Annotated in this window: 12 protein-coding genes and 1 rRNA gene; 12 read left to right on the top strand and 1 reads right to left on the bottom strand. The window is 60.2% G+C overall.

Translation table 11 applies throughout. The annotated features are described in order from the left end of the window. Positions 1–38 precede the first annotated feature (38 nt). From atpB to BJD99_RS08555, 9 genes are all read left to right on the top strand, one after another. Positions 39–764: a F0F1 ATP synthase subunit A gene (gene atpB, locus BJD99_RS08595; RefSeq protein ID WP_084346431.1), complete on the top strand. Its 726-nt coding sequence runs from the start codon at positions 39–41 to the stop codon at positions 762–764. Positions 765–833: 69 nt separating this feature from the next. Further along, positions 834–1,082 carry an ATP synthase F0 subunit C gene (locus BJD99_RS08590; RefSeq protein WP_084346430.1) on the top strand — a complete coding sequence of 83 codons (249 nt, stop codon included), beginning with the start codon at positions 834–836 and terminating at the stop codon, positions 1,080–1,082. A gap of 7 nt (positions 1,083–1,089) precedes the next feature. Next, entirely contained in the window at positions 1,090–1,653 is a 564-nt protein-coding gene (locus tag BJD99_RS08585) for a F0F1 ATP synthase subunit B (protein WP_084346429.1), read from the top strand. A gap of 7 nt (positions 1,654–1,660) precedes the next feature. Then, a complete protein-coding gene (locus BJD99_RS08580) occupies positions 1,661–2,488 on the top strand; it encodes a F0F1 ATP synthase subunit delta (protein WP_084346428.1) in 828 nt (275 codons plus the stop codon). 91 nt (positions 2,489–2,579) lie between these two features. After that, positions 2,580–4,223, top strand: a complete 1,644-nt coding sequence (gene atpA, locus BJD99_RS08575) for a F0F1 ATP synthase subunit alpha (RefSeq protein WP_084346427.1) — start codon at positions 2,580–2,582, stop codon at positions 4,221–4,223. Positions 4,224–4,277: 54 nt separating this feature from the next. Then, the gene (locus BJD99_RS08570; protein ID WP_084346426.1) at positions 4,278–5,252 is read left to right on the top strand and encodes a F0F1 ATP synthase subunit gamma; all 975 of its coding nucleotides are present in this window, start codon (positions 4,278–4,280) and stop codon (positions 5,250–5,252) included. Between the two features lie 3 nt (positions 5,253–5,255). Then, entirely contained in the window at positions 5,256–6,704 is a 1,449-nt protein-coding gene (atpD, locus tag BJD99_RS08565; protein ID WP_084346425.1) for a F0F1 ATP synthase subunit beta, read from the top strand. 30 nt (positions 6,705–6,734) lie between these two features. Beyond that, positions 6,735–7,094 (top strand): F0F1 ATP synthase subunit epsilon, encoded by a 360-nt coding sequence (locus BJD99_RS08560; protein WP_084346424.1) that lies wholly within the window; start codon positions 6,735–6,737, stop codon positions 7,092–7,094. 31 nt (positions 7,095–7,125) lie between these two features. Beyond that, positions 7,126–7,563, top strand: a complete 438-nt coding sequence (locus BJD99_RS08555) for a DUF2550 domain-containing protein (protein ID WP_084346423.1) — start codon at positions 7,126–7,128, stop codon at positions 7,561–7,563. Positions 7,564–7,586: 23 nt separating this feature from the next. Here BJD99_RS08555 and BJD99_RS08550 read toward each other — a convergent pair whose 3' ends face one another. After that, the gene (locus BJD99_RS08550) at positions 7,587–8,171 is read right to left on the bottom strand and encodes a cob(I)yrinic acid a,c-diamide adenosyltransferase (protein WP_084346422.1); all 585 of its coding nucleotides are present in this window, start codon (positions 8,169–8,171) and stop codon (positions 7,587–7,589) included. 54 nt (positions 8,172–8,225) lie between these two features. Here BJD99_RS08550 and murA point away from each other — a divergent pair, with 54 nt between their 5' ends. The 3 genes from murA (at position 8,226) to BJD99_RS08535 (ending at position 12,404) form a co-directional block, all read left to right on the top strand. Next, entirely contained in the window at positions 8,226–9,515 is a 1,290-nt protein-coding gene (murA, locus tag BJD99_RS08545; RefSeq protein ID WP_084346421.1) for a UDP-N-acetylglucosamine 1-carboxyvinyltransferase, read from the top strand. 387 nt (positions 9,516–9,902) lie between these two features. Next, positions 9,903–10,145, top strand: coding sequence for a hypothetical protein (locus tag BJD99_RS08540; protein ID WP_143542096.1), 243 nt, complete (start codon positions 9,903–9,905; stop codon positions 10,143–10,145). 741 nt (positions 10,146–10,886) lie between these two features. Beyond that, a 16S ribosomal RNA gene (locus tag BJD99_RS08535) occupies positions 10,887–12,404 on the top strand. The last annotated feature ends 235 nt before the right edge of the window (positions 12,405–12,639 follow it).

Here is a 12,639-nt window from a genome sequence, read left to right as displayed (position 1 = left end):
TCCATCCGCCGTCTATATCCGACTTCTTTCCTCCCGCCGTGTTGTTCGAAGGGACCCCTTTCGAACTCGACCGGCTGATGCTTATCCGCATCCTGATGAGCCTCGTGCTCGTAGTGTTGTTCGCGGTCGCCATGAGAAGCCCGAAGATCGTTCCTCGTGGGCTGCAGAACGTCGTCGAGTACGGACTCAGTTTCGTCAAAGAGCAGATCTGCGACGAGATTCTCGGCAAAGAGCAGGGCAAACGGTTCGCGCCCATCATCATGACCATCTTCTTTGCGGTTCTGTTCATGAACCTCTCGTCGGTGATTCCGTTCCTGAACATCTCGCCCAACGCTCGAATCGGTATGCCACTGGTTCTGGCCTTGATTGCGTACGTGGCGTTCAACTACGTCGGTATCAAGAAGTACGGGTTGTTCAAGTACGTCAAGAGCAGCATCGTGGTTCCGGATGTGCCCCTCGCGCTGCACTTCGTTCTGGTGCCGGTCGAGTTCATCTCCACCTTCATCCTGCGGCCGTTCACGCTGACTGTTCGTCTCATGGCCAATATGCTTGCCGGCCACCTCATGCTCGTGCTGTTCTTCAGCGCGACTCAGTTCTTTTTCTTCCAGGCCGCGGCGGGAATGAAGATCTTCGGTATTTTCTCGCTGACCGCAGGTTTCGGCTTCACTCTCTTCGAACTCTTGGTCATCGGCTTGCAGGCGTACATTTTTGCGCTGCTGACAGCCGTGTACATCGACCTTGCGCTGCACGCAGATTCACACTGATCCACCACTAGCTAGACCTGACCCACGCGCCGTCCGGCGAGTGGGCAACAGAAAGGGAACGGAATTCTAATGAGCCTCGCGTACCTGGCACAGGAAACGACCAGCACGGTGACCGGCGCTGGATACGGTGCAATCGGTTACGGTCTCGCCGCGATCGGACCTGGTATCGGTATCGGCATCGTGGTTGGTAAGGCCATCGAGGGCATCGCTCGCCAGCCCGAACTGCAGGGCACCATCCGTACCAACATGTTCCTCGGCATCGCGTTCACCGAAGCGCTCGCGCTGATCGGTATCGTCGCCGGCTTCCTGTTCGGTTAATCCCCACATGGCAACCAACATCGCAATCTTGGCCGCGGAGGCCGAAGAGGACATCAATCCTCTGCTCCCCGCGACATACGACATTGTTTGGTCTGCGATCTGCATCGCCATTATCGGCTTCATCTTCTGGAAGTACATTCTTCCGAGTTTCCAGAAGGTATTGACCGAGCGCGGAGATCTGATCGAAGGCGGCATCAAGAAGGCCGAAGAAGCTCAGGCCGAGGCCAAGGCAGCACTCGAGCATTACAATGCACAGCTCGCCGAGGCACGTTCCGAGGCTGCGCAAATCCGTGAGGAAGCGCGCACCCAGGGTCAGGCGATCCTCGCTGAAATGAAGACGAAGGCGCAGGAAGAGAGCGACCGGATCGTGGCCGCAGGCCACAATCAGCTCGTTGCTCAGCGTCAGCAGATCGTCACGGAACTTCGAAGCGATCTCGGACGCACAGCAGTAGAGCTCGCTGAGAAGGTCATCGGAGAGCAGTTGTCCGACGAGGCGAAGCGAGCAGGCTCGATCGACCGTTTCCTGAGCGAGCTCGACTCCGTCACCGCTGACTCTGCAGCCGGAAAGTGAGATAACCATGTACGCAACTTCTCGTGAGGCTCTTGCCCGCACGCGTTCGGTTGCGAACGATGCACTGGGTTCTGCGTCGGCAGGAGTTGCAACTGCTGCTGCCGCGCAGACGGGTGCCGAGCTCTTCGCAGTCGTGGAGACGCTCGACGGGCAGCGCACGTTGCGTACCGCGCTCGCGGATGCGTCGGTTTCGGCCGAACGCCGCAGCGCGCTCGCTCAGCAACTGTTCGCAGGCAAGGTGTCCGAGACCACTACGAAGATTCTCGTGAGTGCTGTTTCGGACAGCTGGTCCAAGCCATCGGATCTGCTGAATTCTCTGGTCGAACTGGGACGTGAAGCTCTGCTTCGCGCCGCAGCAGATCAGGATCAGCTCGATACGGTCGAGGACGAATTGTTCCGGCTGGGTCGGATCGTGGCGGCCAACCCCGTGCTCGAACAGAACCTGTCGGATCTCGGCAAGCCTGTTCACGCGAAACGCGAACTTCTCGGACGCCTGCTCTACGGCAAGGTGACAGCAGTTACCGAGGCGTTGGCACTCCAGTCTGTCGGTCGACTCCGCAAGGCGGCGCCTGCCGACGCATTCGACCATTTGGCAGGACTTGCCGCGCAGGTGCGCAATCAGATCGTTGCGCACGTCTCCAGTGCGGCTCCACTCAGTGACAGTCAGCTCGAAAAGCTGACCGCGACGCTGACCCGTACGTACGGCAAGCCGGTCACCGTTCACGTCGAGGTCGATACCGAACTGCTCAGCGGACTCGTGGTCCGGATAGGCGACGAGGTCATCGACGGTAGTGGGGCAGGCCGCCTCGCTGCATTGCGAAAGACACTCAAGTAGTCCGAGTACGGACACCACAGTCCGATAAGAAGCGCTTCGAAAATTCGAAGCCTTGGACACCGCGATCATTTAAGGAAGAGCAGGAAAAAATATGGCGGAGCTGACGATCTCCTCCGACGAGATCCGTAGCGCGATCGAGAACTTCACCGCGAGCTACTCACCGGAGTCCTCCCGCGAGGAGGTCGGCACGGTTACTGACACGAGCGACGGAATCGCCCATGTGTCGGGACTGCCGTCGGCTATGTCCAACGAGCTGCTCGAATTCCCCGGTGGAGTGCTCGGTGTTGCACTCAACCTCGACGCCACCGAAATCGGTGCCGTCATCCTCGGTGACTACGAGCACATCGAAGAGGGCCAGGAAGTCAAGCGGACCGGTGACGTACTTTCCGTCCCCGTCGGTGACGGCTACCTCGGTCGCGTTGTCAACCCTCTCGGACAGCCCATCGACGGCCTCGGAGACATCGAGTCCAGCGAGAATCGCGCTCTCGAATTGCAGGCAGCCTCGGTGCTCGAGCGCCAGCCCGTCGAAGAGCCGCTCCAGACCGGTATCAAGGCCATCGACGCGATGACCCCGATCGGCCGTGGACAGCGCCAGCTCATCATCGGTGACCGCAAGACCGGTAAGACCGCGGTCTGCATCGACGCGATCCTGAACCAGAAGGCCAACTGGGAGAGCGGCGACGAGAACAAGCAGGTTCGCTGCATCTATGTCGCCATCGGTCAGAAGGGCTCCACGATTGCAGGCGTCAAGGCTGCTCTCGAGGAGCGCGGTGCGCTCGAGTACACGACGATCGTCGCGGCTCCCGCATCCGATTCGGCCGGCTTCAAGTGGCTTGCTCCGTACACCGGCTCGGCCATCGGCCAGCACTGGATGTACCAGGGTAAGCACGTTCTGATCGTGTTCGACGACCTGACCAAGCAGGCCGAGGCATACCGTGCCATCTCGCTGCTGCTACGTCGCCCGCCGGGCCGTGAGGCATACCCCGGTGACGTCTTCTACTTGCACTCCCGTTTGTTGGAGCGCTCGGCGAAGCTGTCCGACGAACTGGGTGGCGGCTCGCTGACGGCACTGCCGATCATCGAGACCAAGGCCAACGACGTCTCGGCCTACATCCCGACCAACGTCATTTCGATCACCGACGGTCAGGTCTTCCTCGAGTCCGACCTCTTCAACAAGGGTGTTCGTCCCGCAATCAACGTCGGCATCTCGGTCTCCCGTGTCGGTGGCGCTGCGCAGACCAAGGGAATGAAGAAGGTCTCCGGCTCGCTGCGTCTCGAGCTCGCTCAGTTCCGTGAGCTCGAAGCCTTCTCCGCTTTCGCCTCCGACCTAGACTCCGCCTCCAAGGCACAGCTCGAGCGCGGCGCTCGTCTGGTCGAGCTGCTCAAGCAGGATCAGTACTCCCCGGTCGCCGTCGAAGATCAGATCGTCTCGATCTGGCTCGCTGGCCAGGGTGCATTCGACTCCGTTCCGGTTGCCGACGTGCGCCGGTTCGAGACCGAGCTGCTCGAAGACCTGCATCGCAACGCCAGCGGCGTCTACGAGAGCATTGCCGGCGGCAAGGCACTCGACGATGGCGCGCAGAAGGCGCTGACCGAGGCCACCGAGAAGTTCAAGTCCGGCTTCTTGGATTCCGAGGGCAACCGGGTAGTCAACGAGGCAGAAGCGGACACGCTGAACGCCGACGAGGTTAACCAGGAACAGGTCAACGTCACTCGCAAGACAGTCAGCAAGTAGGTCAGCGACATGATCAGTGTTCTCACGAGTAGAGAAGGGAGCGTGAACAGCTAGATGGCAAGCATTCTCGAGCTGCGTTCCCGGATCAAGTCGGTCAACTCGACCAAGAAGATCACCAAAGCGCAAGAATTGATCGCGACATCGCGAATCATCAAGGCACAGGCCCGCGTTGCGGCGTCGAAGCCGTACGCGGAGGAGATCACCAATGTGCTCTCGGCTTTGGCGAGTGCGTCCGGTTCGCTGGACCACCCGCTACTGAACGAGCGTCCTGAGCCCAAGCGTGCCGCGGTTCTGGTAGTCACCAGCGACCGTGGAATGTGCGGTGGCTACAACTCCAACGTCCTCAAAGAGGCGGAAGAGCTTTTCCAGCTTCTTCGCAAAGAGGGCAAGGATCCAGTCATCTACGTGCTCGGGGCGAAAGGGCTCGGTTACTACACCTTCCGTGAGCGCGATGTGAAGGCAGCTTGGACGGGCTTCTCGCAGGAGCCCGGTTACTCCGACGCAGCCAAGGCCAGTAAGCACCTGGTCGAGCTCTTCATGGCAGGCTCCGGCAACGAAGTCGATGCGCCGAACGGTGAAGGCACCATCGAAGGTGTCGACGAACTGCACATCGTCTACACACGTTTCGTGTCGATGCTGACGCAAAAGCCCGAGGTGCGTCGGATGGCTCCGCTGGAGGTCTCGTACACGGACGAAGAAATCGAAATGGGTGCCGATGCACTCACCGATTCCCCGTCTGCGTCCGATGTCCAAGCCCAGTACGACTTCGAACCAGAGGCAGGAACGCTTCTGTCGGCTCTGCTGCCGAAGTACATCAGCACGAGGATCTACTCCTCGCTGCTCGATGCGGCTGCGTCCGAGTCGGCTGCACGCCGTACCGCCATGAAGGCCGCGACGGACAACGCGAACGAATTGGTCGAGACTCTCAGCCGTCAGGCTAACCAGGCTCGGCAAGCCCAGATCACCCAGGAAATCAGCGAAATCGTCGGTGGCGCTAACGCGTTGGCTGACAGCGCAGGAAGTGACTAAGCAATGACCGCAGCAGTAGCCCAAGAGAACGCGAGCGGAGCGGACACACAGTCCGGCCGTGTCGTTCGGGTCATCGGCCCCGTTGTGGACGTCGAGTTCCCGCGCGGCGCCATCCCCGCCCTGTTCAACGCTCTCCATGCAGAGATCACTCTGCCCACGGTGGCCAAGACCCTGACACTCGAGGTTGCTCAGCACCTCGGTGACAACCTGGTCCGCACCATCTCGATGCAGCCGACCGACGGCCTGGTTCGTGGAACCTCGGTGACCGACACGGGCAAGCCGATCTCGGTTCCTGTCGGCGACGTCGTCAAGGGCCACGTCTTCAACGCCCTCGGTGACTGCCTCGACACACCCGGCCTCGGCCGTGACGGCGAGCAGTGGGGCATCCACCGCAAGCCACCAGCCTTCGATCAGCTCGAAGGCAAGACCGAGATCCTCGAGACCGGTATCAAGGTCATCGACCTTCTCACCCCGTACGTCAAGGGCGGCAAGATCGGCCTCTTCGGCGGTGCCGGCGTGGGCAAGACGGTTCTCATCCAGGAGATGATTACCCGTATTGCTCGCGAGTTCTCGGGCACCTCGGTGTTCGCAGGCGTCGGTGAGCGCACCCGTGAGGGAACCGACCTCTACCTCGAAATGGAAGAGATGGGCGTCCTTCAGGACACCGCCCTTGTCTTCGGCCAGATGGACGAGCCGCCGGGCACGCGTATGCGCGTCGCTCTGTCGGCGCTGACCATGGCGGAGTACTTCCGCGATGTCCAGGGTCAGGACGTTCTGCTGTTCATCGACAACATCTTCCGTTTCACACAGGCAGGTTCGGAGGTGTCGACCCTCCTGGGCCGCATGCCTTCCGCCGTGGGTTACCAGCCGACGCTGGCGGACGAGATGGGTGAGCTCCAGGAGCGCATCACCTCGACCCGTGGACGCTCGATCACCTCACTGCAGGCGATCTACGTTCCCGCCGACGACTACACCGACCCGGCGCCCGCCACGACGTTCGCGCACCTCGACGCAACGACCGAGCTTTCGCGTCCGATTTCGCAGATGGGTATCTACCCCGCTGTGGACCCGCTGAGCTCGACATCGCGAATCCTCGAGCCCAGCATTGTCGGCGCAGAGCACTTCCGCGTCGCCAACGAGGTCAAGCGGATCCTGCAGAAGTACAAGGAACTGCAGGACATCATCGCGATCCTCGGTATGGACGAGCTTCAGGAAGAGGACAAGGTTCTGGTCGGCCGCGCGCGCCGTATCCAGAAGTTCCTCGGCCAGAACTTCATTGTTGCCGAGAAGTTCACCGGTGAAGCCGGATCGGTCGTGTCGTTGACCGACACGATCGAGGCCTTCGACAAGGTCACCAAGGGCGAGTACGACCACCTTCCCGAGCAGGCCTTCAACAGCTGTGGTGGTCTCGACGACGTCGAGGCAGCAGCCAAGAAGATGGCCGGAAAGTAGCCCGACGTGACTTCTTCGGAAACGAACGGCATGGAGGTTTCACTCGTCGCGGTCGAGCAGAAACTGTGGTCCGGTAACGCGACCCTGGTGAGTGCTCAGACCACGGAGGGCGAGATCGGCATCATGGTGGGGCACGAGCCCGTGTTGGGCCAGCTGGTCGAGGCCGGGACCGTGTCCATCACCACGACCGACGGAGAGAAGATCGTCGCTGCTGTGCACGGCGGATTCTTGTCGGTCACGGGAAAGACCGTCACCGTTCTGGCGGAGTCTGCGGACTTTGCTCAGGACATAGACGTCGATGCAGCTCGCTCGGTGCTCGACGCAGGCGGCGACGACAAGGAAGCCCTCGCAATCGCGAAGGGCCGAGTTCGCGCCGCTGAGCGCGCCTAGATCAACGAGAAGCCGCGACGGAGTCTGCGACATGCGCATCGGAATGATTGTTCTGGTCATTCTGGTTGTGCTGCTCGCAGCAATCGTCGCGGCTTTTCTGTATCGACTGACCATTCTTCGCCAAGGTGGAACCGCCGCGATCATGCGCGTGACGCCGTCCTCGGGCGGAAGTGGATGGCGCCACGGCGTCATCCGATACGGCGACAACACCGTAGTTTTCTTCAAACTCTCGAGCTTACGTCCGGGTCCGGACCACAAGCTGACCCGTCAGGGCATCGAGGTAGGCGAGCGGCGTAAACCCCGCGAGAACGAATTCGACATCATGAGCGACGAAATTGCGGTGCTCGAGCTGACCGACGCCGGCCGCCATTTCGAGATCGCCCTCGACCGAGGCGCACGGACCGCCTTCATGTCATGGCTGGAGTCACGTCCGTCCGGCAGATCGCAGCGCGGACGGCCGGCAGGTTGATCGCGTGGGGCGTTCGAGCGTGATCACTCGCCGCTAGAGCGCGACGCTCCCGGCACCCACTGAACATCGCCGCCAGGATTGGCATACCTACTGAGGATGAACAGTAGATCGGACAGCCTGTTCAAGTATTTGGACGGCAACGTGCTGGTGTCCTCGGGACTCGCGTCGACAGCGGCCCATGCAGCCCTTTCGGCGCGTCGAGCGATCGTCCGAGCCGTGTGGAGGAGCGCTCCGAGTGGTGTTCCACCCGGGAGTATGAACGACGTCAACGGATCGAGCTCTTCGTTGAATTCGTCGCACCATTGTTCCAATCTGTCGACGTACGACTGATCGATTCGTAGCGGCGGGTACTTGGGTTCTGCGACGACGGGTGTGGACAGATCTGCGCCTGCGTCGAACAGATCGCTTTGAATCGTCCGAATGACCTTCACGATCTTTTCCGGCGGATTTCCAAGCGCCAGAACGACTCCGAGACTTGCGTTGGTTTCGTCGCAGTCGGCGTAGGCGACAAGACGGGGGTCGTTCTTGGTGACACGGGAAAAATCGCTCAGTCCGGTCGTCCCGTCGTCACCGGTGCGAGTGTAGATACGGGTCAAGTGCACAGCCATGGAGCAACGGTACCGCTCCAGTAGGGAAGTCGGACCCGGCTACGCTGTTGAACCGTGAGCGAACGCTTTTTGGTATCCGGAGGAAACCGACTCGTCGGCGAGGTGTCTGTCGGCGGTGCGAAGAACAGCGTGCTCAAGTTGATGGCGGCAACCTTGTTGGCCGAGGGGACGAGCACCATTACCAATTGTCCGGACATACTCGATGTTCCTCTGATGGCCGAGGTCTTGCGAGGCCTGGGCTGCGAGGTTGTACTCGAGGGTTCGGTCGTGCACATCACCACGCCGGCAGAGCCGAAGTATCACGCGGATTTTCCGGCAGTCAAACAATTCAGGGCTTCGGTCTGCGTGCTGGGGCCGCTTGTTGCCAGGTGCAAGCGAGCGGTGGTTGCTCTTCCCGGTGGCGATGCAATCGGGTCGCGGCCCCTCGACATGCATCAATCCGGGCTCCGCTTGCTCGGCGCACACAGCGAAATCCAGCACGGTTGTGTGGTGGCGGAGGCTGACGAGCTACGCGGGGCAAACATTCGCCTCGCCTTTCCCTCGGTCGGGGCCACCGAGAACATCCTGATGGCTGCGGTACTTGCAAAGGGTGAGACCGTCATCGACAACGCTGCCCGCGAACCGGACATCGTCGATGTGTGCAACATGCTCAACAACATGGGGGCGCAGGTCTCGGGTGCTGGAACTTCGACTTTGACAATCAAGGGTGTCGAGTCCTTGACGCCGACGACTCATCGGGTTATCGGTGATCGCATCGTCGCGGCGACCTGGGGTATTGCTGCGGCCATGACGCGAGGCGATGTCCGTGTTCGCGGTGTCAACCCCAAGCACCTCTCCCTTGTCCTCGACAAGCTGCGCTCCGCCGGGTCCGAGATAAGCCTGGAGGCCGACGGATTCCGCGTCGTTCAACACCAGCGTCCGACAGCGGTCAATTTCGCGACGTTGCCCTTCCCCGGTTTCCCGACTGATCTGCAGCCGATGGCGATCGGATTGGCCGCGGTAGCGAACGGCACGTCGATGATCACCGAAAACGTGTTCGAGGCGCGTTTTCGCTTCGTCGAAGAGATGATCCGGCTGGGGGCCGATGCCAGAACGGATGGGCATCATGCGGTCGTTCGCGGTGTGCCTCAGCTGTCCAGCGCTCCGGTGTGGTCCTCGGACATCAGGGCAGGAGCAGGCCTGGTGCTGGCTGGTTTGTGTGCCGATGGCGTCACCGAGGTTCACGACGTCTTCCACATAGACCGTGGATATCCGAAGTTCGTCGAGAACCTGACCGACCTCGGTGGCAACATCGAGCGCGTGAGCGAAGAAGCTGCGCCCTTGGTGACAGAGCTTCTGCAGTGACGGCGCTGCACCGCTAGCTCGGGGTTGACAATCGTGCCCCAGGCGGTCAAGGCACTGGGGCACGTGGTGTTGCTTCCCGTGAAGTAGTCCGTGATCCAGGCGTGGGGTCGCGACCGTCTGAGGTAAGGAGCCAACGGTCAGGTCGAGGTGTGACGTAACTACGCGGGTGCTGGATGATCCGACCACGGCCAGTTGGTCGGTCAGCAGGTGAGTCTGCCGGATACGGCTGTGCCAGAACGGCTTTCGCAAACGCTGGCATTCTGCGACGCGTCCCTTCTCGTTCGAGGTTGCATCGGTGTGTTCGCGTGGTGTGCTCGACAAGAACGAAGTCGTCCGCGCACTGCCCTCTCCCGCCGTTCGGAAGCGGGTTGCCGTTGAGTGTGGGCGGTGACCGCGCTCAGGCCCGGTGAACGAGACCCCTTCTTCGCCTGGCTGGTGAGTCCCATTGTCTCCGGTGTGGGCCTCCAATCCTTGCTCGACGAGGGCACGGGCTACAACACTCCTCGCCTGAAGTCGGTGCTCGCTCACGGTTTCGGCATTCCGCCACCGGTCTTCGGTATCGAACGGTGTGACGAGAGTGGACTTTGCGGCGATCGTCAGCCGGGGGTCCTTCCGTGCATCAATCCCTGACGCGATGGTGCCGAGGAGTGCGCTCGGCTAGCGAGTGATGACCGCCGGCGGTCCAAGGCCTGGCGACGATGCGATAGCCGCCGAAGCAGATCAGGTGCCGACGGCAGGTTTGTAGGAGCCGCAGTTCACCGCCGTCTCGATGCCGAATTCCAGGCGCCGGGGGACGTCCGCAACTGGACTCGAAGACCTTGGTGAACACTATGTCCGGCGTCACAGTCGGCAAATGTCGCTGGTTTGGGGAGTGTGGCGGCATTGACCGAGCGCTGAGCTGGGGCGATATGAGACTGGACTGCCGTGACCAGGCGATTTGCGTAGGGGTGCACTCTCGCGTAACTTTTGTCGAGTCAGAGCGACACGGACACCGACCCGGTCTTCACGGACAGGGACAACGAGGTTGTACGAAGTTCGTCTCAATGGCTTGTAGTAAACAGAATATCCCCCAAGAGTTGGATCTTTGCATCCGAGACCAAGCTGGGATACGCTGGAACAGTTGCCCCAGGCGCTGCGAGAACATTATTTTCGTGGTTGTGTGGTGTGTGCGTGTTCTTTGAGAACTCAACAGTGTGTCGATGAATGTCAGTGCCGAATTTTATATTTGGTGAAAGCATCCGATGTCGATGATCATCCGCTTGTGGTGGTTATGGTTGGGTGTTGTTTTATAGCTAGTTGAGTTTTTTTGCTAGTGATTTGGCTCTTATGTCTTTGACTGATTAGCAGCTTCGGCTGTGATATCTAGAGTCTTTTACGGAGAGTTTGATCCTGGCTCAGGACGAACGCTGGCGGCGTGCTTAACACATGCAAGTCGAGCGGTAAGGCCCTTCGGGGTACACGAGCGGCGAACGGGTGAGTAACACGTGGGTGATCTGCCCTGCACTCTGGGATAAGCCTGGGAAACTGGGTCTAATACCGGATATGACCTGCTCTCGCATGGGGGTGGGTGGAAAGATTTATCGGTGCAGGATGGGCCCGCGGCCTATCAGCTTGTTGGTGGGGTAATGGCCTACCAAGGCGACGACGGGTAGCCGACCTGAGAGGGTGACCGGCCACACTGGGACTGAGACACGGCCCAGACTCCTACGGGAGGCAGCAGTGGGGAATATTGCACAATGGGCGAAAGCCTGATGCAGCGACGCCGCGTGAGGGATGAAGGCCTTCGGGTTGTAAACCTCTTTCAGCAGGGACGAAGCGCAAGTGACGGTACCTGCAGAAGAAGCACCGGCTAACTACGTGCCAGCAGCCGCGGTAATACGTAGGGTGCGAGCGTTGTCCGGAATTACTGGGCGTAAAGAGTTCGTAGGCGGTTTGTCGCGTCGTTTGTGAAAACCCGGGGCTCAACTTCGGGCTTGCAGGCGATACGGGCAGACTTGAGTGTTTCAGGGGAGACTGGAATTCCTGGTGTAGCGGTGAAATGCGCAGATATCAGGAGGAACACCGGTGGCGAAGGCGGGTCTCTGGGAAACAACTGACGCTGAGGAACGAAAGCGTGGGTAGCAAACAGGATTAGATACCCTGGTAGTCCACGCCGTAAACGGTGGGCGCTAGGTGTGGGTTCCTTCCACGGAATCTGTGCCGTAGCTAACGCATTAAGCGCCCCGCCTGGGGAGTACGGCCGCAAGGCTAAAACTCAAAGGAATTGACGGGGGCCCGCACAAGCGGCGGAGCATGTGGATTAATTCGATGCAACGCGAAGAACCTTACCTGGGTTTGACATACACCGGAAAGCCGTAGAGATACGGCCCCCCTTGTGGTCGGTGTACAGGTGGTGCATGGCTGTCGTCAGCTCGTGTCGTGAGATGTTGGGTTAAGTCCCGCAACGAGCGCAACCCCTATCTTATGTTGCCAGCGCGTTATGGCGGGGACTCGTAAGAGACTGCCGGGGTCAACTCGGAGGAAGGTGGGGACGACGTCAAGTCATCATGCCCCTTATGTCCAGGGCTTCACACATGCTACAATGGCCAGTACAGAGGGCTGCGAGACCGTGAGGTGGAGCGAATCCCTTAAAGCTGGTCTCAGTTCGGATCGGGGTCTGCAACTCGACCCCGTGAAGTCGGAGTCGCTAGTAATCGCAGATCAGCAACGCTGCGGTGAATACGTTCCCGGGCCTTGTACACACCGCCCGTCACGTCATGAAAGTCGGTAACACCCGAAGCCGGTGGCCTAACCCCTTGTGGGAGGGAGCCGTCGAAGGTGGGATCGGCGATTGGGACGAAGTCGTAACAAGGTAGCCGTACCGGAAGGTGCGGCTGGATCACCTCCTTTCTAAGGAGCATTCTCCAGAAGATGTACCAGCACACAGGTGTTGGATGATGTTCTGGCAGAGCCCGTTTAGGTTCCATATGTGAATCTGCGGGAGCTCACGGGTGGAACACTGACAATGAGATCGTGCGTATCGGTTGATCCTTGGTGGTCGGCCGGCGTGGTCTATATCGGCATACTGTTGGGTCCTGAGAGAACACGCGTGAGTGTGTTTCTTTCTAGGCAAGACGGATACAGG

The sequence above is a fragment of the Rhodococcus sp. 1163 genome (assembly GCF_002091985.1).
GTDB lineage: Bacteria > Actinomycetota > Actinomycetes > Mycobacteriales > Mycobacteriaceae > Rhodococcoides.
This window is presented reverse-complemented; position numbering and strand designations above follow the sequence as displayed.